The sequence below is a fragment of the Rhodoplanes sp. genome (assembly GCF_013377085.1).
Classification (GTDB): domain Bacteria; phylum Pseudomonadota; class Alphaproteobacteria; order Rhizobiales; family Xanthobacteraceae; genus Rhodoplanes.
Map to the genome: position 1 here is coordinate 94,960 of NZ_JACAAX010000016.1, position 26,864 is coordinate 121,823.

The window sequence follows — 26,864 nt, forward strand, 5'->3', positions numbered from 1 at the left end:
TTCGCGGAAGGCGACGGCACCTAGCGGCGTCCGGCACTCTGCTCCGGCTCGAGTTTGACGGTCAGCTTGTCGATCCTGCCGGTGAACTTGAACGGCACATCGTAGCGATACTCGATGAGCGCCAACGGCGTGCGGGTGTCCTCTCCGACGTCGAAGGTCTCGTCCTCCGGGAACGTGATCGGCGTCGTGTGCTTGATGGTCTTCTTGTCGACCTCCTTGCCGTCGACGGAGAGCACGCCGGTGCCACCCTTGCCCAGACCCGGCGCGTCCGGCTTGAAGTCGAACACAATCGTGTGCTTGCCGGCGCTCAATTCTGGCCCCTCCCAGACGGTGCGCTCGAGGTCGAGCAGGTTATAGAGAAACACCACCCGGCCCCGATTGAAGCCGAACTCGCCCTTGCTCAGAAGCAGGCCGTAACCGCCGAAGCGCCCGCCCTGGGTGACGATCATGCCTTCGGCGCCGCCGTCCGGAATCGTGACCTCGGCTGTGATGGTGTAGGCCTTGTCCAGGATTCTCGGCGCACCGCTCTGCGGCACGCCGGTCAGCCCGCCCCGATACGTGAATTCCGTTCGTCCCGCCGTCAGGCTTGGCCGCGGCGTGTTCCAGCGGGCGAGCGTCGAGTTGTCGAGCGGCAACACGTTGTACTTCTTCGCCTCCGCGTAGAAGACGTCCTGCATCTGCTTGAGCTTGTCCGGCATGCGGGCAGCGAGGTCGTTGGACTGGGTGGGATCCTCCTGGACGTTGTAGAGCTCCCACTTGTAGCCGGAGATGACATCCGGCGGCGTGGCGCTGCTCAGCTCCCACGGGAGGGTCACTGGGGTCGTACACGCCACCCAGCCGTCGCGATAGATGGCGCGATTACCGAGCATCTCGAAGTATTGCGTGGTGTGCCGCGTGGGCGCAGTGGCGTTCGCCTTGTTCCACGTGTACGCCATGCTCACACCTTCTATCGGGTGCTGCTTGATGCCGTTGATCGTGTCGGGCGCCGGAATGCCGGCGGCTTCGAGGATGGTCGGCACGATATCGATGACGTGGTGAAACTGACGGCGGATGCCACCCGCATCGGTGATGTGGCCGGGCCAGGACATGGCGACGCCCTGGGCCGTCCCGCCGAAATGCGACGCCACCTGCTTCATCCACTTGAACGGCGTGCTCATCGCCCACGCCCAACCAGCCGAAAAGTGCGGGAAGGTCCGCTCGGAGCCCCAGAACGGATACCAGAGGAACTGGTCCTTCACCGGCACGGCGACACCGTTGAAGGTGGTGAACTCGTTCGGCGTGCCGTTGATCATGCCTTCCGCGCTCGCGCCGTTGTCGCCGCTGATGTAAATGATCAGCGTGTTGTTGAGTTCGCCCATCTCCTCGACTGCCTGGATCACCCGGCCGATCTCGTGGTCCGTGTAGGCGAGATAGGCGCCGTACACGTCCATCTGTCTGGTGAAGAGCTTTTTCTCTTCCCAGCCGAGCGAGTCCCATTCCGGCAATTCCTTCGGCCACGGCGTCAACGTCGCGTTTTCGGGCATGATGCCGAGCCGCTTCTGGTTGGCGAAGATTTTCTCGCGAATCTTGTTCCAGCCCTCGTCGAAGAGGTGCATGTCGCTGATCTTCTTGATCCACTCCGGCGTCGGGTGATGTGGCGCGTGCGTGCCGCCCGGAACGTAATAGACGAAGAACGGCTTGTCCGGCGCGATCTCCTTGAGCCCTTTCACGTGCTGGATCGCCTCGTCGGCCATGGCCGTGGTGAGGTTCCATCCTGGATTGCCCTGGAAGGGGTAGATGGCCGTCGTGTTGCGGAACAGGTTCGGTTGCCACTGGCTGGCGTCGCCGCCGACGAAGCCGTAGAAATAATCGAAGCCCATCCCGGTCGGCCATTGATCGAACGGTCCGGCCTGGGTCGCCTGGTAGAACGGCGTGTTGTGGTCCTTGCCGAACCACGAGGTCGCATATCCGTTCTCCTTCAGGATGGTGCCGACGGTTCCCTTCTCGATCGGGATGATCGAGTCGTAGCCGGGAAAGCCGGTTGCGATTTCGCCCACCACTCCGAAACCAACGGAATGGTGGTTGCGGCCCGTGATAATCGCCGCCCGCGTCGGTGAACACAGCGAGGTCGAGTGAAAATTCGTGTAGCGCAGCCCCTCGCGCGCGATGCGGTCGAGCGCCGGTGTCGGAACAACACCACCGAACGTACTCGGCGCGCCGAAGCCGGCATCGTCGGTCATGATCAGCAGCACGTTAGGAGCGCCTTTCGGCGGCACCACGCGCGGCGCCCACCAGGGAGTCGACTCGGAAGCTTTTTCCTTGATCACGCCGCCGAAGGGCGGGTCGGGCGGCGGGAGCTGCTGACCGGTGATCGTCGTCGTGGCACCGGGCGAGCCCGGCGTGCCGGTGACCTGCTGAGCCGCTGCGGGCAGAGCGATCCAGCTCGCGCCAAGCAGCAACCCGGCGACGAGCCCGACTCGTGAAACCTTGGTCTGGGATGTCATCGCGGAACGCCTCCGTTATCGATGCTTCGTCGTCAGTCGAACGCAAATACGCGTCGCCAGTCGTCCTTCATGCTGATCACGACCCAGCCCTGCCGGGTCGCCGCGTCGAGCAATGTCTGTGGGAAGGTGCCGACCTTGCTGTCGGGCAGGCCCTTGGCGGGCCCGTAGGCATATTCGCGCCCGGCGTCGTCGTGCAGGACGATCAACGACAGGCGGGCGCCGCCGCCGGCCTTGGTGTATTCCAGCATCTCGCGATCGCCCGTCGAGTTGCCGAAGGCGACGACGGGCCGGCGCCCGATCATCAGTTGAATGCCTTCCACCTTGCCGGCGTTGTTGTCGTTGAGCAGGATCCTCGGTTCCCGGGTCAGGAACGGTTTGCCCGCCTTGTCGTAGCCGAACTTGGTCCCGCCCGCGGTGCCGACCACCTGCTCGGGCGGGATGCCGTAGAGGCGCTCGGCATAGGTGCGGACGAAATCCTGGCCGCCGCCGGTGACGATGAAAGTCTTGTAGCCGTTGTCCCGCAGATATTTCAGAACCTCGAGCATCGGCTGATAGGCGAGGTCCGTGTAGGGGCGGTTCCAGCGCGGATGCCGGGCCATTTCCATCCACCGGGTCGCCTCGGCCTTGAAGTCGTCGACGCTCATGCCGGTGAGGGTGGCGGCGAGGATCTTGTGCAGATCCGGCAGCGACAGCTTCGCCATCGCGGCGCGATCGCCCGACAGCACCGTCCTGAACGGCTCCAGCTTCGCCAGCTCCGGCTTCGCCTTCACGACCGCCGGCACCCGCTCCAGACAGTAGACGACCTGGGTGTAGAGCGGCTGCTCGACCCACAGCGTTCCGTCCTGATCGAAGGTGGCGATGCGTTCCGCCGGCGGCACGTAGCTCGGATGCGCCGTGTCGGTGGTGGTGCGCACGAAATCCACGATGGCGCGTTTCGCCGCGCCGTCGGTCCAGGACGGCAGCGGGTCGGCCGCGGTCGCCGGCTGCGCGATGACCGCGGTCGACGACAGTCCCGGGGCGATCGACACGGCGGCCATCGACGCGGTGGCCATCGTGGCGAGCAGCGCGCGCCGACTGACTTCGGGATTCACACGGGCTCGCGTCATGATCGGATCCCTTCGGCGTCGCACGGTCCGCAGGGCATTCCCAGGACCGGCGATGCCGTCATCTCGAACGGCGCCCTGCGAGAGGGCCGGGCGGACGGCCTGCCGGAGCAGGCCGTCCACCACGACGTTTCGGTCAGCCTACTTGGCCATCGCGTTGCGGGCCGCCTCGATCTTCGCCTTGACGGCGTCGAGGTTGAAGCTGGCGCCCTTCTGCATCGGCGGGAACTCGACCGCCGTCATGGCGAGCTTTTCCACCTGCTGCTGGACGAAGACGAAGCGCCAGAACTCGTACTTGAACCACTGGAAGTATTCCTGTGACCCCGACTTGGTGCCGTCGTCCGGCCAGCCGGTTCGCTCGAACGGATCGAGGCGCAGGTTGATCAGATAGGGCACGTCGGGCCGGGTCTTGGCGCCGAGCCAGCCGCCGGGCTGGTCGATGAAGCGGTATTTGAAGTCGCCGACCCGCACCGCGCCGAGCTCGCTCTCGCCGAAGTACCAGACCTCGTTGCGGCTGGACGGCCCCTTGCCGGTGATCAGGTTGGTCTGGTCGTAGCCGTCGAGATGCACCTTGTAGGTGCGGTCGCCGAGCTGCTTGCCCTGCTTCAGCTCCGCCACGATGTTGGGGTTGCCGGCGGCGGCGACCAGGGTCGGGAACCAGTCGAGCCCGGAGACGACGCCGTTCTCGATCTTGCCGGCCGGCACCTTGCCGGGCCAGCGGATCATCGCCGGCGCCCGGAAGCCGCCCTCCATCACGGTGCCCTTGCTCTGCGCGAACGGCGTCTGGCCGCCATCCGGCCAGGTGAACACCTCGGTGCCGTTGTCGGTGGTGAAGATGACGATGGTGTTGTCGTCGATGCCCATGTCCTTGAGCTTCTTCATCACCAGGCCGACGTCGTCGTCGAGCTGCGCCATGCCGGCTTCATGGATGGTCCAGCCGTTCGTCGAGTTGCGCAGCGCCTCGTATTTCGGCGACAGATGCGTGACGATGTGCATCCGGGTGGGGTTGAGCCACAGGAAGAACGGCTTGTTGTCGGCCTTCGCCTTCTCGACAAAGTTGAGCGCGAGGTCGCGGATCTCGTCGTCGACCGTCTCCATCCGCTTCGGGCACAGCTCGCCCTTGTCCTCGATCCTCTGCTTGCCGACCTTGCCCCAGCGCGGATCGACGGTGGCGTCGTCGGTCGTGGTCGCGAAGCTGTGCAGCATGTTGCGCGGGCCGACCTGGTTGCGCAGCTCCTGCGGATAGTTCGGGTGGCAGGGATCCTCCATCGCATCGAGGTGGTAGAGATAGCCGAAGAACTCGTCGAAGCCGTGCACGGTCGGCAGGAACTCGTTCTTGTCGCCGAGATGGTTCTTGCCGAACTGGCCGGTGGCGTAGCCCATCGCCTTGAGCGTGGTGGCGATCGTCACGGCCTCGGCCGGCAGGCCGGTCGGCGCGCCCGCCTGGCCGACCGTGGTCATACCGGTGCGGACCGGCAGCTCGCCGGTGATGAAGTTCGCCCGTCCCGCCGTGCAGCTCGCCTCGGCGTAATAGTCGGTGAACAGCATGCCTTCGGCGGCGATCTTGTCGAGGTTCGGGGTGCGGCCCGCCATCATGCCGCGGCTGTAGGCGCCGATGTTCCAGATGCCGATGTCGTCGCCCATGATGACGACGATGTTGGGCCGCTGCGGTTGCGCCGCCGGCGGCTGTTGCTGCTGTTGCTGGACCGGCTGCGGCGCGGGCTGCCGCGCCGGCTGCTGGGCTACGGCGGACCCGCACAACAACGACACGGATGCGAGCACGGCTGTGCAGCCGAGAAGTCTCAGTCTGGCCGTCATATATGGTCCTCCATGAAATACGTTATGCCGTTCTTGTGGTATGACGGCTTGCCGATCAGGTCGGGACGATCGCGGGCTGGCGGGCCCGGATGCCGGCCGCGATGCGGTCGACCTCGGGGCCGGCGTGAATGAAAAAGCGCTTCAGGCCGGCGCACAGATAGTTGAGGCCCGGCTCGCCATCGGGCGTGCGGATCAGCCGGTTCTTCGGGCATTCGCCCCAGCAGTCGGCCAAGACCTCGCAGCCGCGGCAATAGGCCGGCAGCGTCTCCGACTTGGCGTATCCGAATTTCACCTGCCGGCGTGACAGCACCATGTCGGCGAGCGGCGTCTCCCGCATCGAGCCGAGCCGGTACTCCGGATAGACGTAGTGGTCGCAGGAATAGACGCTGCCATCGTGCTCGACGGCGACCGCCTTGCCGCAGAACTCGCCGTAGATGCAGATCTGGCTCGGCAGGCCGAGATGGCGCGCCACCAGGGTCTCGAAGTGGTTGACCAGAACGACGCCGAGGTCCTTGCGGCGCCATTCGTCGAACACCCGCGACAGGAAGTAGCCGTAGTCGTCGGGATCGACCGACCAGTCGGTGACGATCGAGTCCGGATGGCCGGGATGCGCCGCCGGGCTGTCCTTGAGCGGCAGCCGCGCCGGATCGTGCGCCTGCGGCGCCGTCGTCTCGAAGTCCTTCGCCTCGACGATAGGGATGAACTGGATGGCCTTGGCGTCGAGCTCGCTGCGCAGGAACCGGTAGATGTCGAGCGGCCGGCGGGCATTGCCGCGATGGACGCAGGTCAGCGTCGCGAACGGCACGCCGAAGCGGCGCAACAGGCCGGCCGCCGCCATCACCTTGTCGAAGGTCGGGGCGCCGCCCTTGTTGACCCGGAAAGGGTCGTGCAGCTCGCGCGGCCCGTCGATGCTCAGGCCGACCAGGAAGCGATGCTCCTTGAGGAACCGCGCCCAGCTCTCGTCGATCAGCACGCCGTTGGTCTGCAGGTCGTTCTCGATCCGCTGGCCGGCCTTGGCGTATTTGCGCTGCAGCGCCACGACCTCGTGGAAGAAGCCCAGGCCCCGCAGGGTCGGCTCGCCGCCCTGCCAGGAGAACACGACCTCCGGCCCGGTGACGCCGGCGATGTAGTTCCGGATGAACAGCTCGAGCGTCTCGCCGTCCATGTCGGCGGCACCGGGCCCGCCGGGGAGCGTCTCCTTGCTCAGATAGAAGCAATATTTGCAGTCGAGATTGCAGCGCGATCCGGCCGGCTTGGCCATGGCGTGAAAGCGCCGCGCTCCGTGCGCAGCATAGGTCAGCGGAGCATCGTATTTGTCGATTGAATCGGACATACGCACCGAGACATGACGGATGATGTCGCTGACCGCGACGGCGCGCCACCGTAGCACGCCGATGGTATGGGTCTCGGCCTAACCGCCGACGACGACACCGACTCGCGGGTTTGTGATACGCTCAAGAACCATTGCAATCGACCGTGCCAGCACATTGTTTTCGACGCCGCGTGCCGGCGGTGGCCTGGAGGTAGGGCCGGGTTAATCCATCCCTATCTGTCCAAGTCCGGGCCTGTCCGGAGTCGCCGTGGCGGGCGGGTTACACTCGGTCGAAAACTCGGCAATAGCCCCATCGGAACTCGACCCCTGCATGGTCACGTTCGACGCTGCAGCCTATGCTTGATCACAATCGAAAACGGTTACCTTCTGGCAGCGCTGTCGCGCCCGCATCCACGACAGGCACGCCGGAAGCCGGCACGGTCGATCTTGCGAGGCGATCCGGCGCCTCGACGCAGGGGGAACGGCATGACCAGCACGCAGACACGGAGCGCGACCCGCTCGATCGTCGCCTCGGCCGGTATCGTAGCCGCCACGCTCGCGCTCGGCGGCGCGAGCGCATCGGCCGACGAAGGCGGCGTCAGCTTCTGGCTGCCGGGCCTTTTCGGCAGCCTCGCGGCGGCGCCGCAGCAGCCCGGTTTCTCGCTGACCTCGATGTATTATCACACGTCGGTGTCGGCCGGCGCGTCGGTCGCCCGCGCCCGCGAGATCACGATCGGGCGGATTCCCGCCTCGATCTCCGCCAACGTCCAGGCGGGCCTGAGCGCCGACGCCGACCTCGCCCTGGTGGCTCCGTCCTACACCTTCGCCACGCCCGTGCTGGGCGGCCAGGCCACCATCGGCATGATGATGGTGTCGGGTCGCAACAGCGTCGGTGTCGACGCGCTGCTCAACGCCTCGGCGCTGGTCGGACCGTTCGCGGTGTCCGGATCGCGCTTCGACCGCGTCGACAGCGCCGTGACGGGCGTGGGCGATCTCTACCCGCAGTTCATGATGCGGTGGAACGCCGGCGTGAACAATTACCTGGCCTACGTCACCGGCGACATCCCGGTCGGCGCCTACGATCCGAGCCGGCTCGCCAATATCGGCATCGGCCACGGCGCCGTCGACGGCGGCTTCGGCTACACCTATTTCAATCCCGCCACCGGGCACGAGTTCTCGGCCGTCGCCGGCCTCACCTACAACTTCAAGAACCCGGACACGCAGTATCAGAACGGCGTCGACCTCCATGTCGACTGGGGCGCCTCGCAGTTCCTCACAAAACAGCTCCAGATCGGTCTGGTGGGGTACCTTTATCAACAGATCAGTTGCGACAGCGGCTCCGGCGACCGGGTCGGCTGCTTCGAGTCGCGGGTGGCGAGCGTCGGCGCCCAGATCGGCTATATCGTGCCGATGGGCGAGGTTCAGGGCTATCTCAATCTGAAGGCCTACAAGGAGTTCGAGTCGGAGAACCGGCCCGAGGGCTGGAACGTCTGGCTGACGCTGGTGCTGTCGCCGGCCTCCGCCACGCCCCCGCCGGCCGCCACGCCGACCAAGCGGCTGTCGCTGAAATAACGGCGCCCCGCCCGCCGCGCCGCGGCCGAAACGGTCAGCCCAGCGCGAGCACCACCCCGACGCCGGCCACGCATGCGCCGGCGAGCCGCGCCGCATGCGGCCACGTGATCCGCCCGAGCTCGAAGCCGAGGCCGATGCCGGCGAGATGCAGCATCGCGGTCGCCGCGACAAAGCCGAGCCCGTAGGCGAACGGGCTCGAAGCCGACGGCATCTCGGCGCCGTGCGCCCAGCCGTGGAACAGCCCGAACACGGCGACCAAGAGGGCGGCCGGCACGACCGGCAGGCGGGCCCTCAGGGCGATCAGCAGGCCGAGCACGATCACCGAGCCGGTCACCACCGGCTCCACGGCCGGCAGCGACACACCGGTGGCGCCGAGGATCGCCCCGACGACGAGCAGCCCGACAAAGGCAACCGGCACGGCCAGCACCGCGACCCCGCCGAGCGTCGCCGACCACAGGCCGACCGCCAGCATCGCGGCGAGATGGTCGGGGCCGAGCAGCGGATGCATGACGCCGTCGGCAAAGCCGTGAACGTGGGCGGTCGGCTCCCCATGCGCCGACGCGGCGGTCGCGGCGGCGAGCAGGACCAACGCCACCAGGGGCGCGGTGCGGGCGAGATCGCGGACATGTCTCATCGAGGTCTCCTGGCGTTCGATATCCGATCCCCACCGGGCAAGACGCGGGCCAAGCCGGCGCCGCCCCTCACACCACCTTGCCGGGATTGAGGATCGACTTGGGGTCGAGCACCGCTTTCAAGGTGCGCATCAGGTCGAGCGCGACCGGATCCTTCACGCGCGGCAGATAGTCCCGCTTCATAACGCCGATGCCGTGCTCGGCCGAGATCGAGCCGCCGCGGGCCAGCACCTCGGCGAACACCGCGTCCGACATGTCGTCCCAGCGGGCCAGATAGGCCGCCTTGTCGGCGCCGACCGGCTGGCTGACGTTGAAATGGATGTTGCCGTCGCCGAGATGCCCGAACGGCACCGGCCGGCAACCCGGCACGACGCGCTCGGCCGCTTCGGTCGCTGCGCGGATGAAATCCGGCACCGCGGCGACCGGCACCGAGACGTCCTGCTTGATCGATCCGCCCTCGTAGCGTTGCGCGTCGGAGACGAACTCGCGCAGCCGCCAGAAGGCGTTGCGGTGCTCCAGGCTTTCCGCCATCACGGCGTCGGTGACGAGGCCGCGCTCGATGCCGAGCGCCAGCGTCTCCTCCATCACGTCGCGCAGGCCGGTGCGGCCGCCCGACGAGAGCTCGACCAGCACGTACCAGGGGTGGATCGAGGCGAGCGGATCACGCATGCCGATGCCGTGTTCGACGGCGAACTCGATGCAGATGCGGGCGAGCAGCTCGAAGCTGGTCGCATTGCCGCCGGCGCGCTCCTGCACCAGGCCGAGCAACGCCAGCGCCGCCTCGGGCGAAGAGAGGCCGACGAAGGCGGTCTCCACCGACTTCGGCGCCGGGAACAGCTTCAGCACGGCCGCCGTGATGACGCCGAGCGTGCCCTCGGCGCCCATGAACAGGTGCTTGAGCTCGTAGCCGGTGTTGTCCTTCTTCAGCTTGTTGAGGCCGTGCCAGATGCGCCCGTCGGGCAGCACCACCTCGAGCCCGAGCACGAGGTCGCGGGCGACCCCGTAGGCGAGCGCCGCGGTGCCGCCGGCATTGGTCGAGAGGTTGCCGCCGATCGTGCAGCTCCCCTCGGCGCCGAGCGACAGCGGGAACAGCCGGTCGACCGCCGCGGCCGCCGTCTGCGCCGTCTGCAGCACCACGCCGGCCTCGCACGTCATGGTGTTGGAGGCGGGGTCGATGTCGCGGATGCGGTCGAGCCGCTTGAGCGACAGCAGGATCTCGCCCGCGAACGGGATCTGGCCGCCGACCAGGCCGGTGTTGCCGCCCTGCGGCACCACCGGCACGCCGAGCGCGCTGGCGAGCGTCAGGATCGCGGCGACCTCGTCGGTGGAGCCCGGCCGCAGCACCAGCGGCGTATGGCCGTGATAGAGGCCGCGCGGCTCGACCAGGAAGGCCTCCTGCTCGGCCGGATCCGTGACGGCGTGGCGCTCGCCGACGATGGCGACGAAGCGGGCGATCTGCTCGGCGGCAAGGGTTTTTCGGAATGGCTTGTTCATGTGGACCGGACTTTAGCGCGTTCTTGCGGGCGTGTGGATGGCAGGGCCGACCTTCACCTCCCCCTGGGCAGCGCGGCGAAGCCGCGCCGGGGAGGTCGCCGAGCGGAGCTCGGCGGGAGGGGGCGATCGGCGAAGCCGGTGTTTGCGGCCTCACCCCACCCCGACAGCCTTCGGCTGTCGACCCTCCCCCTCCAGGGGAGGGTGAAGGAACGGAGCCTCACCCCCGCGGGGCGGCGGCGCGGGCGAGGCGGTCGGCGATGGCAGCGCCGAGACCGTGGCGGGGAATCGGCGCGACCGCGATGACGGCGGCACCCGACGCATCGAGCGCCCGCAGATGGGCGAAGAGCGCCGCCGCCGCCTCGGCGAGGTCGCCGTGCGGCGACAGGTTCAGCACCCGCACGGCGTCGCCTGCGCCTTGCGGCAGCGCCGGGCCGAAGGCGAGCAGCGCCTCGCCGGGTGCGACCGCGGTCGCGCGCAGGCGTATTTTTGCCCGCGGCGCATAGTGGGAGGCCAGCATGCCGGGAGCGATCGGGCCGGCCTCCGGCACGAGGCCCGGCCCCGGATCGGCCGCCGGCTGAACCGGGTCGGCGAGCGGCGCCCCCAACACCTGCTCCAGCGCCTCGCGCGGAAGACCGCCGGGGCGCAGCAGCCGCGGCGTCCCGCCGAGGCAGACCACGATGGTCGATTCGAGCCCGACCGGGGTCGGCCCGCCGTCGATGACGAGGTCGATGCGCCCGGCCAGATCGGCGACCACATGGGCCGCGGTGGTGGGCGAGACATGGCCGGAGCGATTCGCGGAGGGGGCCACGACCGGGCGGCCGCAGGCGAAAAGCAGGGCCTGGGCGACGGGATGATCGGGCACCCGCAGGGCGAGCGTGTCGAGTCCGGCGGTGGCGAGATCGGCGACCGGGCAGCCTTCGGCCTTCGCCACCACCAGGGTCAGCGGCCCCGGCCAGAATGCCGCCGCGAGCTTTTGCGCCGCCTCGTCGAAGCGCCCCAGCGCCTGCGCCGCAGCCGTATCCGGCACATGGGCGATCAGCGGATTGAAGCGCGGCCGGCCCTTGGCCGCATAGAGCCGGGCGATCGCCTTTGCATTGGTGGCGTCGGCGCCGAGCCCGTAAACCGTCTCGGTCGGGAAGGCGACCAGGCCGCCGGCCAGGAGCGTGCGCGCGCCGGTTGCGGCCGCTTCGGGCCCTGCCGCCAGCACGCGCGTCAATATCATTGCCGTCACATCGTCTCCCGTGCTTGCCGGCACAGAATCCCTTGGCTATAAGTCCGTCCTCGCCGGCGGGACGGAGTGTAGCGCAGTCTGGTAGCGCACCTCGTTCGGGACGAGGGGGTCGCAGGTTCAAATCCTGCCACTCCGACCATTCCGCCGAACGACGCGACTGCCGGCCGAGGGCGTAGGCCCGCCGGACGTCGCGAGTCAACGAGGGCCGCCGGCTGAGAGGGCCGCCCCCAGAGGCGAACGCGCCTGCGATGGTGATCGAAGCGGCGCCGCGGCTTCTTCTCGATCTGTCGTGGAGCCTGCGCTGGGCCGGCTCGCCGGTCGGCATCCTGCGCGTCGAGCGCGAGCTGGCCCGCTATGCCTTCGCGACCCTCCCCACCGCGCATGCCGTCTTTTTCGATCCCGACACCAGGCAATACCGGCTGCTGGACCGCGCCATCGCGCAAAAATTCCTGGCCGGCGACGCCGTGCTCGACACGCTCGGGCTGCGCGATCCGGGCCGGGTCGGGCGGCGCAAGAGCGACCGCATCCCGAAATTTCTCCGGCCGGCCGCCCGCTGGCTGCTGCAGTCGCGCCACATGCTGCTGCAGACGCTGGAGCGCCGGCGGCTCGCCGCGACGAGCCCCGCGGCGGCGGAACGCCTCGCGCGCCTGCAGGCGCCGCTGATCGCCGGGAAATATCGCGGCCTGATGGTGAAGCCGGACGGCTCGCGGCGCGACTTCGTCCCGCTCGATGCGCTGAAAAGCGAGCCGATAAAATTCCGGCCCGACGACATCCTGCTGTGCGCCGGCGCCGGCTGGTCGCACACCGACATCGACGCGATTCGGGCCCAGAAGCAGGCGACGCCGTTCCGCCTCGCGCTCGTCTGCTACGACATCATCCCGATCCTGTTCCCGGACTTCTACAAGCCGCACGACGTCGAAAGCTTCACGCATTATTTCGAGGGTGCCTTCCCGGCCGCCGACCTGGTGCTGGTCAACTCGCGCCGGGTCGAGGCCGACGTGCAGACCTGGTGCGCGAGCCGCGGCCTGCCGCTGCGGCAGACCACCGTGGTGCCGCTCGGCGCCGACATCCCGGCCGCCACGGCGGCCCCGGGCGGCGCTGCCGCGCCGGCGGCCGGGGCGCTGCCGCACGGCCTCGAGCCGCAAAAATTCGCGCTGTTCGTCAGCACCATCGAGCCACGCAAGGGCCACCGGCTGCTCTACGCGGTGTGGCTGCGCCTGCTCGAGGCCGGCATCCCCCAAAAAACCGGCTTCAAGCTGGCCTTTGTCGGCCGTCCCGGCTGGATGGTCGACGACCTGGTGCGCGCGCTCGACACCGATACCCGCCTGCAAGGCACCCTGCTGCGGCTCGACCGGATCGACGACTCGACCATGCGGGCGCTGCAGGCGGGCGCCGCCTTCGGCCTCTATCCGTCGCGCTACGAGGGCTACGGGCTGCCGCTGGTCGAGGCGTTCCATCTCGGCAAGGCCGTGATCGCCTCGACGGGCGGCTCGCTGCCCGAGGTCGCCGGGCCGTTCTCGCCCTGCCTCGACCCGGAGGACGCCGACGTCTGGTTCTCGACCCTGCGCCGCTGGATCGAGGATCCCTCCGCCCGCGCGCCCTACGAGCAGACGATCCGGACCTCGTTCCGCCATCCCGGCTGGACCGAGGCCGCAGCCCTGATCTTTGGCCGCATCGAGGCCCTGCTGGCGGTTTCGGCCAGCACGGACGCCGACGCGAGCGCCGCGGCAGCCCGCGTCCGGGGTCAGGTTTCCTGAAGGTACCTTCTTGCGGACGCGCGCTCCGGCTCCCTAATCAGGGCCGATGCCTGTCATCCGTTCCATCCACCGGACAAAAAGCGAGATCTCCGTGACGCTTCGCCTGCACACCATCGTCGCCAGCACCCGCCCGGGCCGGGTCGGCCCCGTCGTCGCCCGCTGGTTCCACGACATCGCCAAGGCGCATGGCGGCTTCGACGCCCATCTTGTCGACCTCGCCGACTTCGCCCTGCCGATCTACGACGAGCCGAACCATCCGCGGATGCGCAAGTACGAGCACGCCCACACCAAGGCGTGGAGCGAGAGCGTGGCGGCCGCCGACGCCTACGTGCTGGTGACGCCCGAGTACAATTTCGGCCCGACGCCGGCGCTGCTGAATGCGCTGAACTTCGTCTACTCGGAGTGGGGCTACAAGCCGGCCGCCTTCGTCAGCTACGGCGGCGTCTCGGGCGGAATCCGCGCCGTGCAGATGACCAAGCTGATCCTCACCACGCTGAAGGTGATGCCGATCCTCGAGGCCGTCGTGGTCCCGTTCGTGGCGCAGCAGATCAAGGACGGCACCTTCACCCCGAACGACATCCAGAAGACGGCCTCCAAGGAGGTTCTCGACGAGCTGAAGAAGTGGGCCGAGGCGCTCAAGCCGCTGCGCGGGTGAGCGGACAGCGACCATAACAAAGCCGGACAGGAAACTCGGTCATTCCGGGACGGCGCGAAGCGCCGGACCCGGAATCCAGCCGAGAACGCCGAATGTGTTGCTGGATTCCGGGTTCGCGGCTTTGCTGCGCCCCGGAATGACCGAGACCTGATCAGCCGGAGTTCGTGTCACCCCTTCGCATCGACGACGGCGCGGCAGGCCGGGCTGAGGCTGGGGCGGGCCTTCTTCAGGCAGGCGATGATCTGATCGACCCGCGGCGCCTCGGCGCCGCACAGCCGGAACACGTCGCTGGTGCAGGCGGCGCGCTGCTCCGGGACGGGCGCCGCCACGACGGGAGCGACGTTGCCGGCGAGCATCAGGGCGACGGCGAGGGCGAGACCGCAGGCGGACCGGATCCGGCGCGATCGGGGGGTCATGGCGGAGTCCTCCGCGGGCGCGGACACGGCCGGCCCATGCGACGTTTCACTTGGCCGTATCTAGCTCGGCTGCGCAGTCCGGTTCCGTGAGACGGGTCACACGGCGACACGACTGGACCGCTCGTGGTCGGGTGCGTTCGGTCTCGCGTCCCGGACCCAGATCGCTCCCTCGCTCCCTCGCGCATGGCGCTCCCGCCGGGCCGGCAACCTGTGGCGAACCGGCCGCGGCGCGGCGGCGACCGGACCAACTGGTTCCATTGACGGAACCAGCGGCCGTTCCTAACGTGCCTCGCCATGCCGACGCAACCGACCCCCCCGACCTCCGTCGCGTCACGCCGCCAGCGGCCGCGCGCGACGGCGATTGCGCCGCTGCACCATTACCACAACGTCCATCTGGTGCTGCGGCAGCGCATCCTCGACGGACGCTATCCGCGCGGATCGCTGCTCGCCGGGGAACGCGACCTGGCGGCCGAGTTCGGCGTCGCCCGCGTCACGGTGCGCTCGGCGCTGGCGGCATTGCAGCGCGACGGCCTGATCCGGCGGGAGCAGGGCCGCGGCACCATCGTCACCGAGCCGGCGCCGGCCCCGAGCCGAAGCGACGCGGTCGACGCCTTCGACGTGTTGTTCGACAGCATCCTGTCGCTGGGCCTGCGCAGCCGGGCCCGCGTGCTGGAGTTCGGTCCGGTGGCGGCGGTGCCCGCCGTCGCCGCCGCGCTGCAGCTCGACGACGGGGCACCGGTGCTGCGCATCGTGCGCCAGCGCACCCTCGACCAGCGCCCGATCTCCTACACGATGGCGTGGTTGCCGACCGCGCTGGGACGCGGCCTCGGCCGGCGCGAGCTGACGGCGCGCCCACTGCTGAGCTGGCTGAAGTCGCAGGGCGTGCGCGTCGAGCGCGCCGACGAGACGCTGTCGGCCTGCGCGGCCGAGCCGGCGGTCGCCGCCGAGCTCGACGTGCCGCTGGGCGCCCCGCTGCTGGAAGCGCGGCGCACGCTGTTCGACGCCGCCGGCCGCCCGGTGATGCACTTCGTCGGCCGGTATCGGCCCGAACGCTACCAGTATCGACTGCAGCTCTCGCGTGAGCCCCGCGCCGCTCGCGTCGAGGTGATCTCCGAACGCGGCTGACCGGCACGGCCTGTCCCCCCAACACCCAACGAGCGGATGTTCCCGATGAAATCCCTCCTCGTCTCCTGGCTGGCCGCCGCATCGCTGCTGGCCGCCGCGCCGCCGCCGGCCGCCCAGGCCCAGAGCGTGTCGACCAGCCCGATGAAGCTCATCGTCGGCGCCTCGCCCGGTGGCAGCACCGACATGCTGGCGCGCGGCATCGCCGACGAGCTGGGCAGGGCGATGGGCCGGCCCGTGGTCGTCGAGAACAAGGCGGGCGCCGGCGGCAAGCTGGCGGCGCTCGAGGTGGCGCGGTCCACCCCCGACGGCACCACGCTGCTGGTGTCGTTCACCAGCCACACGATCAACGCCGCCCTGTTCCGCAAGCCGGGCTACGATCCGGTCGCCGACTTCACGCCGATCACGCTGCTGGCCAAGGTGTCGAGCGTGCTGGTGGCGCGGCCGGACCATCCGGCCAAGGACCTGCGCGACCTGGCCGCCCGCGCCAAGACCGACGGCCAGGACCTGGTGTTCGCGATCGGCGGCACCGGATCGTCGCTGCACATGGACACCTACGAGTTCGCCGCCGCCACCGGGCTCAAGGTGACCCAAGTGCCGTTCAAGGGCACGTCGCCGGCCGTGACCGACGTGATGGCCGGCCATGTCGACCTGATGTTCGCGCCGGTCGGCACCACCCGGACGCTGCTGGAGGCCGGCAAGCTGCGGGCGCTGGCCGTGACCGGGCCGACGCGCGTGCCGGTGCTGGCCCAGACGCCGCCGATCACCGACGCGGTGCCGAACTACACCAGCAATCAGGGCTGGTTCGGCGTGCTGGGGCCGGCCGGGATGCCGCCCGAGCTGACCGCCCGGATCCACGCCGGCATCCTCAAGGCGCTGAGCGACTCCAAGCTGAGGGCGCGCCTGGAGGCGGACGGCAGCATCGTCGACGGCAGCGGGACGGAGGCCTTCACGGCTTTCCTCGAATCGGACCTGAAGCACCGGGTGTCGCAGGTCAAGGCCTTCGGCATCGAGCCCGAATGAGCACGCGAGGACAAACACATGCGTAAGACCACCCGGCTCAAGGAGCTGATCCTGGCCCCCGACCTCTTGGTGATGCCCGGCGCCTTCGACCCGCTCTCGGCGCGGATCGTCCAGGAGGCCGGCTTCGCGGCCGTGCAGTGCTCGGGCTTCGCCATGTCGGGCACGTATCTGGGACTGCCGGACTACAGCTTCCTGTCGTTCTCGGACATGCTGGCCATCACCCAGCGGATGGTCGACGCGGTCGCGCTGCCCGTGATGGCCGACGGCGACACCGGCTTCGGCAACGCCGTCAACGCCTGGTACACGGTGCGCGCCTTCGAGCGCGTCGGCGCCGCCGGCATCAACATCGAGGACCAGGTGATGCCGAAGCGCTGCGGCCACCTGGACGGTAAGACCATCGTGCCGCTCGACGAAGCGGTGGCGAAGATCCGCGCCTGCGCCGAGGCGCGCACCGATCCCGACTTCGTCATCAACGCCCGCACCGACGCGCTCGCCGTGGCCGGCATCGACGAGGTGATCCGCCGCGGCAACGCCTATCTGGAGGCCGGCGCCACCATGGTGTTCATCGACGGCATGACGTCGAAGGCGCTGACCGAGCAGGCGGTGCGCGCGATCCGCGGGCCGGTCGCCATCAATCTGGTCGAGGGCGGGCGCTCGCCGCGCGACTTCGGCTTCGCCGAGATGCAGGCGATCGGGGTGGCGCGCGTCAGCCTGCCGCTGACCACGGTGCTGGGCGCCATCCAGGGCATGCGGCAGGCGCTGGCGGCGCTTCGCCAGCACGGCGGCATCGCCGGCAGCGCCGGGCTGGTGGCGCCGTTCGACGACCTCAAGCATCTGGTCGGCTTCGACGAGGTGTTCGCGCTGGAGAAGCGCCACCTCGCCGGGCTTCGTCCCGAACCGCAGACCGCCGGGAGCTGAGGCCACCATGGCAGGCCGCACCGTCATCGACCGGATCTGGGACGCCCATGTCGTCGCCGAGCTCGGCGGCGGCCGCGCGCTCCTGCACATCGACCGCATCTTTCTGCACGAGCGCATGGGACCGGCGCTCTTGGGCGGGCTCGCCGCCGCCGGGCGGCGGCCGGCGCAGCCCGGCCTCGTGTTCGGCGTGATGGACCACACCGTCGACACCAAGCCGACCCGCAGCGAGAGCACGGCCGGCGGCGGTACCTTCATCGAGACCTTCCGCCAGCGCATCGCGCAGGCGGGCATCCGGGCCTTCGATCTCGACGACCCGCGCCAGGGCATCGTCCACGTGGTGTCGCCCGAGCAGGGCATCGCGCTGCCGGGCTGCACGCTGGTCTGTCCCGACAGCCACACCTGCACGCTGGGCGGTATCGGCGCGCTCGCCTGGGGCATCGGCTCGACCGAGGGCGAGCACGCGGTGGCGACCCAGACGCTGGTGCGACCGGCGCCACGCCGCATGCAGATCCGCTTCGACGGCCGCCTGGGCGCCGGCGTCGGCGCCAAGGATCTGGTCCTGGCGCTGATCGCGCGCTTCGGCGTCGAGGGAGGCCAGGGCTGCGCCATCGAGTTCACGGGCGAGGCGGTGCGGGCGCTCGGCATCGAGAGCCGGCTGACCCTGTGCAACATGACGGTCGAGTTCGGCGCTTGGACCGGGCTGGTCGCGCCGGACGACACCACCATCGACTGGATCGCCGGCCGACCCTTCGCGCCCGAGGGAGCCGTGTGGGACCGGGCGGTCGCGCATTGGCGCACCCTCGTCTCCGACGACGATGCAGTGTGGGACGAGACGCGCAGCATCGACGCCTCGACGCTGGCGCCGCAGCTCACCTGGGGCACCAGCCCCGAGCAGGCCGTGGCGATCGATCAGGCCGTGCCGGATCCCGCCGACGCGCCCGACCGGCAGCGCCGCGCCGCCATGGAGCGGGCGCTCGCCTACATGGACCTGCAGCCCGGCGCGCCGCTGCTCGGCACGCCGATCGAGGCCGCCTTCATCGGCTCCTGCACCAACAGCCGCCTGCCGGATCTGCGCGAGGCCGCCGCGGTTTTGCGCGGGCGAAAAGTCGCGGTCGGCCTGAAAGCTTTGGTTGTTCCGGGATCCATGCAGGTGCGTGCCGCCGCCGAGGCGGAGGGGCTCGACCGCATCTTCACCGAGGCCGGCTTCGAGTGGCGCAAGAGCGGCTGCTCGCTGTGCTTCTTCAGCGGCGCCGACGATTTCGGCGGCGCGAGGCGGGTGATCAGCACCACCAACCGCAATTTCGAGGGCCGCCAGGGGCCGGGCGTGCGCACGCACCTCGCCAGCCCGGCGACCGTGGCCGCCTCGGCGATCGCCGGGCGCATCGCCGACGCGCGGGTCATCGAGAGGATCTGAGCCATGGAACCGCTGCTCCGGGTCGAGGGCATCGCGGCGCCGCTGCTGCGCCCGAACATCGACACCGACATCATCATCCCGTCGCGCGAGATCACCTCGCCCGAGCGCACCGGCTTCGCCGACAAGCTGTTCGCGCCCTGGCGCTATCTCGATGGCGCCCGGCGCGAGAACCCCGACTTCGTGCTCAACCGCGACCCGTTCCGCCGCGCCAAAATCCTGATCGCCGGCGAAAACTTCGGCTGCGGCTCGTCGCGCGAGATGGCGGTCTGGGCGCTGCACCAGTTCGGCATCCGCTGCGTGATCGCCCCGTCCTTCGGCGCCATCTTCCGCAACAACTGCCTGCGCAACGCGCTGCTGCCGGTCGAGCTGCCGGAGGCGGACGTGCTGGCCCTGGCTTCCGCCGCCGAAGCCGCACCGCTTCACCTCGTGGTCGACCTGCAGGCCTGCGAGATCCGGGGCTTCGACGAGCGTCCGCTGCCCTTCGCCATCGACGCCGACGAGCGCGAAGGCCTGTTGTCGGGCCTGGACGCGATCGACCTCACCTTGCGCCACCGCGGCGCGATCGAGGCCTTCCAGGCGCGCGACCGGCAGGACCGACCCTGGATCTGGCGGCCGCGCTGACGCGGAGCACGGGCTCCGACGCGGCCCTGATTCGCCGCCCGGATTCGCCCATGCCCGCCCCGTACGTCGACGTGTGCCGGCGGCAGCTTGCGGCTATACTCCGGCCCGTCAAGGGGCGGGGCGGCCGCGGCGCCGGACCAGGGAAGCAGCATGAGGACACGCCTGCGCGGCGGACTGTTCGGCAAGTATGTCGGCACTTTCGTCGGATTCGCGGTGTTCGTCCTGCTGGTGAACGGCGTCCTCGAGATGGCCTTCACGTATCGCGAGACCACCGCCGCGGTGGTCAAGGCGGAGAGCGAGAAGGCGGAGGCGGCGGCCGCCCGCATCGCCCAGCAGATCGCCGAGATCGAGCGCCAGATCGCCTGGACGACGCGGGCGAGCGCCGGGGTGGAGCAGCGCCGCAACGACTACATGCTGCTGCTCCAGCAGGTCCCGGCCATCGACGAGCTGATGCAGATCGACGGCAACGGCAAGGAGCTCTTGCGGGTCTCGCGCTTCACCGTCGAGGCGATCGCCGGCACCGACTACGCCCAGGACCCGCGCTTCCTCCAGGCGCTGGCCCGGCAGGTGTGGATCGGGCCGGTCTATTTCCGCAACGAGGTCGATCCCTACATCTCGATCGCGATGGCGCATTCCGGCCAGTATGCCGGCGTCACGGTCGCCGAGGTGGACCTGCGCTTCCTGCGCGATCTCGTCGCCCCCTTCGCGATCGGCGACCAGGGCTACGCCTATGTGCTCGGCGCCAAGGGCCGGCTGCTGGCCGGCTCCGATCTCCTGAAGGCGCCGCGCGGCAGCGATCTCGGCGGCCTGCCGCAGGTCGTCGAGGTGACGGCCGACGTCGCCGACCAGCCGGCCGGCGACCGCTCGGCGCTCGCCGCCTTCGGGCGCGACCTCGGCGACCGCTCGGTGCTGGCCGCCGCCGTCGCCGTCCCGCGCACCGACTGGCTGGTGTTCGTCGAGCAGCCGCTCGCCGAGGCGTTCAAGCCGTTCTACGTGCTGCTGTTGCGGATCGGCGGCCTGATCCTGCTGTGCATCGCGCTCGCCGTCCTGGCCGGCGTGCTCTTGGCCCGCCGCATGGTGGTGCCGATCCGCGCCCTGGCGGCGGGCGTCGGAAAATTCGGCGCCGGCGAGTTCGGGCACCGCATCGAGGTGCGCACCGGCGACGAGATCGAGGCGCTCGCCGACGAGTTCAACCGCATGGCGGCGCAGCTCGACCAGTCCTATGCGCGGCTGGAGCAGACCGTCGAGGAGCGCACCCGCCAGCTCGCCGAGCGCGGCCGCCAGCTCCAGATCGCCAACGAGCACAAGTCGCAGTTCTTCGCCAATATGAGCCACGAGCTGCGCACGCCGCTCAACGCCGTGCTGGGCTATGCCGAGCTTCTGGTCGACGGGCTCTACGGCGAGATGCCGCAAAAGGCCGTCGACGTGCTGGAGCGCGTGCAGGCGAACGGCCGCCATCTGCTCGGCCTGATCAACGACGTGCTCGACCTTTCGAAGATCGAGGCCGGCCAGCTCGCGCTGGTGCTCGACGCCTACTCGATGCGCGGCGTGGTCGAGCAAGTGGTGGCATCGACCGAATCGCTCGCCCGCGCCAAGGGCCTTGCGCTGACGACCCAGATTGCCGACGATCTTCCGATCGGGCACGGCGACGAGAGGAGGCTGACCCAGGTGTTCCTCAACATCGTGGGCAACGCCATCAAGTTCACCGAGCGCGGCAGCGTCGACATCCGCGTGGGCGCGAGCAGTGACGCGTTCGAGGTGGCGGTGCGCGACACCGGGCCCGGCATCGCGCCGGAAGACCGCCAGCGCATCTTCGACGAGTTCCAGCAGGTGGACAATTCCAACACGCGGCAGAAAGGCGGCACCGGCCTCGGCCTCGCCATCGCGCGGCGGCTCGTCGAGATGCACGGCGGCGTCATCCGGCTCGAATCGGAGGTCGGGATCGGCTCCGCGTTCACCATCGTGCTGCCGGTACGGGCGACCGGCCCGGGAGCACCGGGCGCCGCGGGAGTGGCGTCATGACGCATATTCTCGTCGTCGAGGACACCGAGGACAATCGCCGCATTCTTCGCGATCTGCTCACCCATGCCGGCTTCACGCTGACCGAGGCCGGCGACGGCGAGCGCGGCGTCGCGCTGGCGTTGTCCGAGAAGCCGGACCTGATCCTGATGGACATGCAGCTCCCGATCGTCGACGGCTATGACGCGGCGCGCCGCATCAAGGCCGATCCGGCGATGGCGAAGACCCCGATCGTTGCCGTGACGTCCTACGCGCTGTCCGGCGACGAGGAGAAAGCCCGCGCCGCCGGCTGCGACGCCTATGTGGCCAAGCCCTTCAGCCCACGCCAGCTCCTCGCCACGGTGAAGGAGCTTTTGGCGCGCGAGACCCCGGCCGGGCCAGCGAAGGGTATCGATCGTGGATGACGCCGCGCAGTGCTCGATACTTTCACCCTCCCCTGGAGGGGGAGGGTCGGGCGTGCGCGTCAGCGCGCGACCGGGGTGGGGTGAAGCCCCAAACGCCGGCTTCGCCGATCACCCCCTCCCGGACCGCTTCGCGGTCCGACCTCCCCGGCGCGGCTCCGCCGCGCTGCCCAGGGGGAGGTGAAGCGGGCCTCCCATGCACGATCCGCCCAAAATTCTCGCCGTGGACGATGCCCCGGAGAATCTGGAGATTCTTCGCACGCGCCTGGAGGCGCGCGGCTACCAGGTGATCACGGCGGCCGACGGCGAGGAGGGCCTTTTGCGCGCCCGTGCCGAGGCGCCCGATCTCGTGCTGCTCGACGTCATGATGCCGAAGCTCGACGGCATCGCGGTGCTGAAAGTACTCAAGGCCGACGCGACGCTGCGCTTCGTGCCGGTCGTGCTGGTGACGGCCAAGGCCGACAGTCGCGACGTGGTGGCCGGGCTGGAGGCGGGCGCCGACGACTATCTGACAAAGCCGTTCGACCAGGCGGCGCTGGTCGCGCGCGTGCGCTCGCTCCTGCGCATCAAGGCGCTCAACGATCTCTCCCAGGCGCAGGCGGCCCAGCTCGCCGAGCAGGCCGAGGCGCTCGCCGCCGCCAACCGCTCGCTGGAGGCGCGCGTCGCCGCCCAGGTCGCCGAGATCGAGCGGATCGGCCGGCTGCGGCGTTTCCTGCCGCCGCAGATCGCCGAGCTGGTGTCGCGCAGCGACGACCCGACCGTGCTCGACAGCCACCGGCGCGAGATCACGGTGGTGTGCTGCGACCTGCGCGGCTTCACGGTGCTGACCGAGACGTCCGAGCCCGAGGACGTGATGGCGGTGCTGCGCGAGTATCACGAGACCGTCGGCGAGCTGATCTTCCGCCGCGAGGGCACGCTCGAGCGTTTCGCCGGCGACGGCGTGATGGTGATCTTCAACGACCCCCTGCCCTGCCCCGACCATGCGGCGCGCGGCGTCAGGCTCGCCTTGGAGATGCGCGATGCGATGGCGCAGCTCGGCGAGGCCTGGCGCAAGCGTGGCCACGAGATCGGCTTCGGCGCGTCGGTCGCGCTCGGCTATGCGACGCTCGGCGAGATCGGCTTCGACCGCCGCCGCGAATACACGGCGATCGGCAGCGTGGTCAGCCTCGCCCACCGGCTGTGCGCGGCGGCGCGGCCCGGCCAAGTGCTGATCAGCCAGCGGGTGCTCGCCGAGGTCGAGGCCGACTGCGAGGTCGCTGCGATCGGCGCGCTCGAGCTGAAGGGATTCCAGCGGCCGGTGCCGGCCTACGATGCGCTGCGCTGGCGCACGCCGCCGTGACCACCGGTCCGCGGCTTGCATAAGGTGGGTTCTGTCTCGAATCGGACACGGCGGGGCGATGCGGGTTCTCGGCGAACGTCAGCAGAACGAAGGCCGGCGCGACATCGGTGAGGACGACGCGGCCGCCATCTCGGACCTGCTGGCGGGCGCGCCGTGCGCGCGCTCCGATCCCGCGACGGCCGAGCGCGCCGTGACGATGGCGCTCGCCCTCGCGCCCGACGATGTCGAGGCACGCCTCGCCGCCTACCGCTTCTATTTTTACAATCACCGTCTGGCCGAGGCGCTTCCGCACGCAGCCGCCATTGTCGTGCAGTCGGCGCGCCGCCTCAATGTCGCGACGGACTGGCGCCTGGTGCGGCCCGAGGACGCGGCGTTCTCCGACCTCGACGACGCGCCGAGCCTGTATCTGCAGGCGCTGCTGGCATGGGGCTATTGCAGCGCGCGGCTCGGCCGGACCGAGGATGGCTGCCGGGCGTTGGAAAAGGTCGTCGAGCTCGATCCACGCGACCGCTTCGGAGCCCGCCGCCTGCTCGCCGTCATCGCGGCGGGCGATGAGCCCGAGGCGAATTAGAGCCCTTTCAGAACGCGTGCGGTGTCAGGACGCGGCGCGGCCGGAGGCCGCCGTGCGGCCATCCTTCTCGATCGCGAGCTGCTCGGCGCGGCCATAGGCGTTCTTGAGCGTGCGGTCGATCGCCAGGATGACGAAAATCCAGGACACCACGAAGTTCGAGAAGAACATCGCCAGGAACACGATGAGCCCGGCCGCTTCCGACACCTGCCGCTCGACGTTGTAGCCGACCACGGCCGACAGGACGGCGCCGATGGCGACGAACACCGTATAGAGCAAAAGAGCTTTCATCGGATCGCTTCCCTGGACATCTGTCCCTGAAGACCGGGATCGGGGGCACGGCCGCGGCGAGGCACCGGCGGGATCCGGTGGGACGGGGGGGCGCGGTCTTCGCCGAGCGGGGGGCGCGGGGCGAAGGCGACGCGAGACTAGCGCATTCGACTTACGCCGGCCTTACGGGCTGCTTACACGAGACTGACGATTGCCCGAAAACCGAGCCGTGCGGCCCCGCGACATCCGTCACGCATCGTGGGTGGCGGCGTCGCCGGCGTGCTGCGGCTCCGGCCGCGCCGGGGCGCGGGCCTCGCCGGATCCGACCGCCAGGCGGAACCGCAGCATGAAGCAGGCGCCGCCTTCGGGCCGATTGGCGACAGCGACGGAGCCGCCGCACAGATCCATGATCCGCTTGACGATCGACAGGCCGAGGCCGGCGCCGCCGGAGCGCTTGCGGTCGCGGCGCCAGAAGCGGCGGAACAGGAGCTCGCGCTCGGCCTCGTCGATGCCGGCCCCCTCGTCGCACACCTGGACGGAACCGTCTCCCTCGACCGAGACCTCGACCACGGTGCCGGCCGGCGTGTGCCGGATGGCGTTCTCGATCAGGTTACGGATTGCCCGCGCGATCACCTCGCCGTGGCCGGCGACCCAGACCGGCTCCTCGACCCCGGACAGCGCGATGCTGCGCTCCTGGGTGATCGCCAGCGGCACCAGGAAGCCGATCACGTCGGCCGCGACGGCGCGCAGATCGGCCCGCTCGCCGTCGCCCGGCGCCATGTTCTCGACCTCGGCCATCTCCAGGAGCTGGGTGACGACCCGCGTCATCGTCTCGAGATCGCGGCGCAGCGGCTCGGCGACGCGGTCGTCGCCGAGCGTGTCGATGCGGGTGCGCAGGATGGTGATCGGCGTGCGCAGCTCGTGGGCCGCATCCGCCGTGAACTCGCGCTGCACCCGAAAGCCCTGCTCGAGCCGGTCGAGCGCCTCGTTGACGGCCACCACGAGGGGCGCGATCTCGTTCGGAATGTCCTGCAGCGAGAGGCGGATGTCGGTGCGGCGCGGCGAGATCTCGCGGGCCCGCTGCGAGGCCGCCCAGACCGGGCGGAACACCCGCCGCACCACATGGGTCTCGACCCCCAGGAGCAGCAGCAGGATCGGCAGCGTGATCCAGGCGACGCGCGGGATGAAGTTCGAGACGATGTCGTCGATCAGCACGTCGCGATGCGAGAGATTCTCGGCGACCTCGATATAGACGGTGCGGTCGCCGTCGGCCTTCGGGATGACGACGCCCGAGAGGCTGCTGTACGCGCGCTGGACCTGCAGGAACTCGGGCTCCGACGAGCGCGGCGCGTCGGGAAAGATCCGCTGCTCGGCGTTATGCGAGGAGAACAGCACGGCGCCGTCGGCGTCGACGATCGCATAGGCGTAGCGGCCATAGGCCTCGGAATAGACGTCCTGCAGCTCCTGCGGCAGCGTCAGCCGCCAGCGGCCGTCGACCAGCGACAGGCGCGCGGCGAGGCGATCGGCCTGCTCGCGCATCGACTCGCGGTGCAGGCTGGTGGTCTCGGCGACGAGCAGAAAATAGAGCGACAGCGGCACCAGCACGGCGATCGTGCCGACCGCCATCACATGCATCCACAGGATGCGGCTGACGATCGAGCGGGCGCGCAGCATCACTCGTCCTTCGCGATCATTTGGCCGTCGCGTTCATTTGGCCTCGGCGATCATGTAGCCGACGCCGCGGACCGTGTGGATGGTGACGCGCGCCCCGCACTCGGCGAGCTGCTTGCGCAGCCGGTGGACATAGACCTCGACGGCGTTGGAGGAGAGATCTCCGGCAGCGCCGAAGAGCTGATCCTCGACGAGCTTCTTCGGCACCACCCGTCCCTTGCGCCGCATCAGGATCTCGAGCACGGCGAGCTCGCGGGCCGAGAGCACGTGCGGCACCTCGTCGACGAAGGCCTGGCGGCCGGCCGTGTCGAGGCCCAGATTGGCGATGGTCAGCAGGATGCCCTGCATGGCGCGCGGCCGCCGCGACAGCGCCTCCAGCCGCGCCACCAGCTCCTCGAAGGCGAACGGCTTGACCAGATAGTCGTCGGCGCCGCTGCGCAGGCCTTCGACCCGGTCGTCGACGCCCGCCCGCGCGGTCAGCACCAGGATGGCGGTCGGGTCCTGCCGGGCCCGCATCTCGCGCACGATGGCGAGGCCGTCGGCGTCGGGCAGCCCGAGATCGAGAATCACGGCGTCGTAGGTCCCGACCGCCAGGATGTGGCGCGCCTCGCCGGCGGTCGCCGCATGGTCGGCGACATGGCCGGCCTTGGCGAGCCCGCCGACCACCAGCCTGGCCAGCTCCTCGTTGTCCTCGACGATCAGCACACGCATCTTCGGCCCGACACTCTGCCGCCTGTTGCGGCCGTGCCTGCGAGCCCCCGATGGCCCGAGCGGCACGGATCGGACGAGGACATAGCACAGTCGGGGCGGTTCGCCAGACGGGCGGGAATTTGCCCGCCCGCGCCTCACTTTGCCGCTGTCGCCCGCGACGTTGCGGCCCCGCCCTACCGGCTCCAGCCGAACAGGCCGCGGCCAGGGGCCCGCTTCGGCTCGGCCGCGTCCGGCGCGGCCGCCGCGATGGCGGCCGTGGCCTCGCGGCTGCGCTCGGTGACCCGCTCCGGGATGCGTTCCGGCGCCTTCTCGGG

23 protein-coding genes and 1 tRNA gene are annotated in these 26,864 nt (G+C 69.7%); 13 read left to right on the forward strand and 11 right to left on the reverse strand.

All coding sequences use genetic code 11. The annotated features are described in order from the left end of the window. Window positions 1-20: 20 nt before the first annotated feature. From HXX10_RS13445 to HXX10_RS13460, 4 genes are all read right to left on the reverse strand, one after another. Window positions 21-2,483 (reverse strand): arylsulfatase, encoded by a 2,463-nt coding sequence (locus tag HXX10_RS13445; RefSeq protein ID WP_296522845.1) that lies wholly within the window; start codon window positions 2,481-2,483, stop codon window positions 21-23. A gap of 32 nt (window positions 2,484-2,515) precedes the next feature. After that, complete coding sequence (locus HXX10_RS13450; RefSeq protein ID WP_296522847.1) at window positions 2,516-3,589, reverse strand: HAD family hydrolase; 1,074 nt, start codon at window positions 3,587-3,589, stop codon at window positions 2,516-2,518. A gap of 138 nt (window positions 3,590-3,727) precedes the next feature. Continuing rightward, the gene (locus HXX10_RS13455; protein WP_296522848.1) at window positions 3,728-5,404 is read right to left on the reverse strand and encodes an arylsulfatase; all 1,677 of its coding nucleotides are present in this window, start codon (window positions 5,402-5,404) and stop codon (window positions 3,728-3,730) included. 55 nt (window positions 5,405-5,459) lie between these two features. Continuing rightward, window positions 5,460-6,737: an anaerobic sulfatase maturase gene (locus tag HXX10_RS13460; protein ID WP_296522850.1), complete on the reverse strand. Its 1,278-nt coding sequence runs from the start codon at window positions 6,735-6,737 to the stop codon at window positions 5,460-5,462. A gap of 465 nt (window positions 6,738-7,202) precedes the next feature. Here HXX10_RS13460 and HXX10_RS13465 point away from each other — a divergent pair, with 465 nt between their 5' ends. Then, window positions 7,203-8,288, forward strand: a complete 1,086-nt coding sequence (locus HXX10_RS13465) for a transporter (RefSeq protein ID WP_296522852.1) — start codon at window positions 7,203-7,205, stop codon at window positions 8,286-8,288. A 34-nt stretch (window positions 8,289-8,322) separates the two neighbouring features. Here the strand turns inward: HXX10_RS13465 and HXX10_RS13470 are convergent, their stop codons facing one another. From HXX10_RS13470 to HXX10_RS13480, 3 genes are all read right to left on the reverse strand, one after another. Continuing rightward, window positions 8,323-8,922: a HupE/UreJ family protein gene (locus tag HXX10_RS13470; protein ID WP_296522853.1), complete on the reverse strand. Its 600-nt coding sequence runs from the start codon at window positions 8,920-8,922 to the stop codon at window positions 8,323-8,325. A 67-nt stretch (window positions 8,923-8,989) separates the two neighbouring features. Next, window positions 8,990-10,414, reverse strand: coding sequence for an FAD-binding oxidoreductase (locus HXX10_RS13475; protein ID WP_296522855.1), 1,425 nt, complete (start codon window positions 10,412-10,414; stop codon window positions 8,990-8,992). A gap of 217 nt (window positions 10,415-10,631) precedes the next feature. Then, complete coding sequence (locus HXX10_RS13480) at window positions 10,632-11,645, reverse strand: L-threonylcarbamoyladenylate synthase (RefSeq protein ID WP_296522857.1); 1,014 nt, start codon at window positions 11,643-11,645, stop codon at window positions 10,632-10,634. A 62-nt stretch (window positions 11,646-11,707) separates the two neighbouring features. Here HXX10_RS13480 and HXX10_RS13485 point away from each other — a divergent pair. The 3 genes from HXX10_RS13485 (at window position 11,708) to HXX10_RS13495 (ending at window position 14,057) form a co-directional block, all read left to right on the forward strand. Continuing rightward, window positions 11,708-11,784: transfer RNA gene (locus HXX10_RS13485), tRNA-Pro, on the forward strand. 109 nt (window positions 11,785-11,893) lie between these two features. Continuing rightward, window positions 11,894-13,402 (forward strand): glycosyltransferase family 1 protein, encoded by a 1,509-nt coding sequence (locus tag HXX10_RS13490; protein ID WP_296522859.1) that lies wholly within the window; start codon window positions 11,894-11,896, stop codon window positions 13,400-13,402. A 91-nt stretch (window positions 13,403-13,493) separates the two neighbouring features. Further along, the gene (locus tag HXX10_RS13495; protein WP_296522861.1) at window positions 13,494-14,057 is read left to right on the forward strand and encodes an NADPH-dependent FMN reductase; all 564 of its coding nucleotides are present in this window, start codon (window positions 13,494-13,496) and stop codon (window positions 14,055-14,057) included. Window positions 14,058-14,224: 167 nt separating this feature from the next. Here the strand turns inward: HXX10_RS13495 and HXX10_RS13500 are convergent, their stop codons facing one another. Next, on the reverse strand, window positions 14,225-14,473 hold the full coding sequence (locus tag HXX10_RS13500) for a hypothetical protein (RefSeq protein WP_296522862.1): 249 nt from the start codon (window positions 14,471-14,473) through the stop codon (window positions 14,225-14,227). A gap of 294 nt (window positions 14,474-14,767) precedes the next feature. Between HXX10_RS13500 and HXX10_RS13505 the strand changes: the two genes are divergently transcribed. From HXX10_RS13505 to HXX10_RS13545, 9 genes are all read left to right on the forward strand, one after another. Next, on the forward strand, window positions 14,768-15,598 hold the full coding sequence (locus HXX10_RS13505; protein ID WP_296522864.1) for a GntR family transcriptional regulator: 831 nt from the start codon (window positions 14,768-14,770) through the stop codon (window positions 15,596-15,598). A gap of 45 nt (window positions 15,599-15,643) precedes the next feature. After that, the gene (locus HXX10_RS13510) at window positions 15,644-16,618 is read left to right on the forward strand and encodes a tripartite tricarboxylate transporter substrate binding protein (RefSeq protein WP_296522866.1); all 975 of its coding nucleotides are present in this window, start codon (window positions 15,644-15,646) and stop codon (window positions 16,616-16,618) included. Between the two features lie 18 nt (window positions 16,619-16,636). Continuing rightward, window positions 16,637-17,536, forward strand: a complete 900-nt coding sequence (locus HXX10_RS13515) for an isocitrate lyase/PEP mutase family protein (protein ID WP_296522867.1) — start codon at window positions 16,637-16,639, stop codon at window positions 17,534-17,536. Window positions 17,537-17,543: 7 nt separating this feature from the next. Continuing rightward, the gene (locus HXX10_RS13520; RefSeq protein WP_296522869.1) at window positions 17,544-18,950 is read left to right on the forward strand and encodes a 3-isopropylmalate dehydratase large subunit; all 1,407 of its coding nucleotides are present in this window, start codon (window positions 17,544-17,546) and stop codon (window positions 18,948-18,950) included. A 3-nt stretch (window positions 18,951-18,953) separates the two neighbouring features. After that, complete coding sequence (leuD, locus tag HXX10_RS13525) at window positions 18,954-19,571, forward strand: 3-isopropylmalate dehydratase small subunit (protein ID WP_296522870.1); 618 nt, start codon at window positions 18,954-18,956, stop codon at window positions 19,569-19,571. A gap of 150 nt (window positions 19,572-19,721) precedes the next feature. After that, the gene (locus tag HXX10_RS13530; RefSeq protein ID WP_296522871.1) at window positions 19,722-21,593 is read left to right on the forward strand and encodes a hybrid sensor histidine kinase/response regulator; all 1,872 of its coding nucleotides are present in this window, start codon (window positions 19,722-19,724) and stop codon (window positions 21,591-21,593) included. Then, window positions 21,590-21,994: a response regulator gene (locus HXX10_RS13535; RefSeq protein ID WP_296522873.1), complete on the forward strand. Its 405-nt coding sequence runs from the start codon at window positions 21,590-21,592 to the stop codon at window positions 21,992-21,994. Before HXX10_RS13530 ends, HXX10_RS13535 begins: the two co-directional genes overlap by 4 nt. Before the next feature lie 193 nt (window positions 21,995-22,187). Next, entirely contained in the window at window positions 22,188-23,330 is a 1,143-nt protein-coding gene (locus HXX10_RS13540; protein WP_296522875.1) for a response regulator, read from the forward strand. Window positions 23,331-23,388: 58 nt separating this feature from the next. Further along, entirely contained in the window at window positions 23,389-23,901 is a 513-nt protein-coding gene (locus tag HXX10_RS13545; protein ID WP_296522877.1) for a hypothetical protein, read from the forward strand. A 24-nt stretch (window positions 23,902-23,925) separates the two neighbouring features. Here HXX10_RS13545 and HXX10_RS13550 read toward each other — a convergent pair whose 3' ends face one another. The 3 genes from HXX10_RS13550 to HXX10_RS13560 all read right to left on the reverse strand — a co-directional run bounded on the left by HXX10_RS13550 (window position 23,926) and on the right by HXX10_RS13560 (window position 26,550). Beyond that, window positions 23,926-24,189 carry a hypothetical protein gene (locus HXX10_RS13550; protein ID WP_296522879.1) on the reverse strand — a complete coding sequence of 88 codons (264 nt, stop codon included), beginning with the start codon at window positions 24,187-24,189 and terminating at the stop codon, window positions 23,926-23,928. A gap of 228 nt (window positions 24,190-24,417) precedes the next feature. Beyond that, entirely contained in the window at window positions 24,418-25,842 is a 1,425-nt protein-coding gene (locus HXX10_RS13555) for an ATP-binding protein (RefSeq protein ID WP_296522881.1), read from the reverse strand. 33 nt (window positions 25,843-25,875) lie between these two features. Beyond that, window positions 25,876-26,550 (reverse strand): response regulator transcription factor, encoded by a 675-nt coding sequence (locus HXX10_RS13560; RefSeq protein WP_296522882.1) that lies wholly within the window; start codon window positions 26,548-26,550, stop codon window positions 25,876-25,878. Between the last annotated feature and the right edge of the window lie 314 nt (window positions 26,551-26,864).

Excerpts from the sequence above, each read along its gene's own strand:
- HXX10_RS13460 (WP_296522850.1), bottom strand. The coding sequence starts at position 6,737 with ATGTCCGATTCAATCGACAAATACGATGCTCCGCTGACCTATGCTGCG.
- HXX10_RS13550 (WP_296522879.1), bottom strand. The coding sequence starts at position 24,189 with ATGAAAGCTCTTTTGCTCTATACGGTGTTCGTCGCCATCGGCGCCGTC.
- HXX10_RS13500 (WP_296522862.1), bottom strand. The coding sequence starts at position 14,473 with ATGACCCCCCGATCGCGCCGGATCCGGTCCGCCTGCGGTCTCGCCCTC.
- HXX10_RS13455 (WP_296522848.1), bottom strand. The coding sequence starts at position 5,404 with ATGACGGCCAGACTGAGACTTCTCGGCTGCACAGCCGTGCTCGCATCC.
- HXX10_RS13540 (WP_296522875.1), top strand. The coding sequence starts at position 22,188 with ATGCACGATCCGCCCAAAATTCTCGCCGTGGACGATGCCCCGGAGAAT.
- HXX10_RS13505 (WP_296522864.1), top strand. The coding sequence starts at position 14,768 with ATGCCGACGCAACCGACCCCCCCGACCTCCGTCGCGTCACGCCGCCAG.
- HXX10_RS13465 (WP_296522852.1), top strand. The coding sequence starts at position 7,203 with ATGACCAGCACGCAGACACGGAGCGCGACCCGCTCGATCGTCGCCTCG.
- HXX10_RS13445 (WP_296522845.1), bottom strand. The coding sequence starts at position 2,483 with ATGACATCCCAGACCAAGGTTTCACGAGTCGGGCTCGTCGCCGGGTTG.
- HXX10_RS13535 (WP_296522873.1), top strand. The coding sequence starts at position 21,590 with ATGACGCATATTCTCGTCGTCGAGGACACCGAGGACAATCGCCGCATT.
- HXX10_RS13560 (WP_296522882.1), bottom strand. The coding sequence starts at position 26,550 with ATGCGTGTGCTGATCGTCGAGGACAACGAGGAGCTGGCCAGGCTGGTG.
- HXX10_RS13520 (WP_296522869.1), top strand. The coding sequence starts at position 17,544 with ATGGCAGGCCGCACCGTCATCGACCGGATCTGGGACGCCCATGTCGTC.
- HXX10_RS13475 (WP_296522855.1), bottom strand. The coding sequence starts at position 10,414 with ATGAACAAGCCATTCCGAAAAACCCTTGCCGCCGAGCAGATCGCCCGC.
- HXX10_RS13545 (WP_296522877.1), top strand. The coding sequence starts at position 23,389 with ATGCGGGTTCTCGGCGAACGTCAGCAGAACGAAGGCCGGCGCGACATC.
- HXX10_RS13530 (WP_296522871.1), top strand. The coding sequence starts at position 19,722 with ATGAGGACACGCCTGCGCGGCGGACTGTTCGGCAAGTATGTCGGCACT.
- leuD (WP_296522870.1), top strand. The coding sequence starts at position 18,954 with ATGGAACCGCTGCTCCGGGTCGAGGGCATCGCGGCGCCGCTGCTGCGC.
- HXX10_RS13510 (WP_296522866.1), top strand. The coding sequence starts at position 15,644 with ATGAAATCCCTCCTCGTCTCCTGGCTGGCCGCCGCATCGCTGCTGGCC.
- HXX10_RS13515 (WP_296522867.1), top strand. The coding sequence starts at position 16,637 with ATGCGTAAGACCACCCGGCTCAAGGAGCTGATCCTGGCCCCCGACCTC.
- HXX10_RS13470 (WP_296522853.1), bottom strand. The coding sequence starts at position 8,922 with ATGAGACATGTCCGCGATCTCGCCCGCACCGCGCCCCTGGTGGCGTTG.
- HXX10_RS13555 (WP_296522881.1), bottom strand. The coding sequence starts at position 25,842 with ATGCTGCGCGCCCGCTCGATCGTCAGCCGCATCCTGTGGATGCATGTG.
- HXX10_RS13490 (WP_296522859.1), top strand. The coding sequence starts at position 11,894 with ATGGTGATCGAAGCGGCGCCGCGGCTTCTTCTCGATCTGTCGTGGAGC.
- HXX10_RS13450 (WP_296522847.1), bottom strand. The coding sequence starts at position 3,589 with ATGACGCGAGCCCGTGTGAATCCCGAAGTCAGTCGGCGCGCGCTGCTC.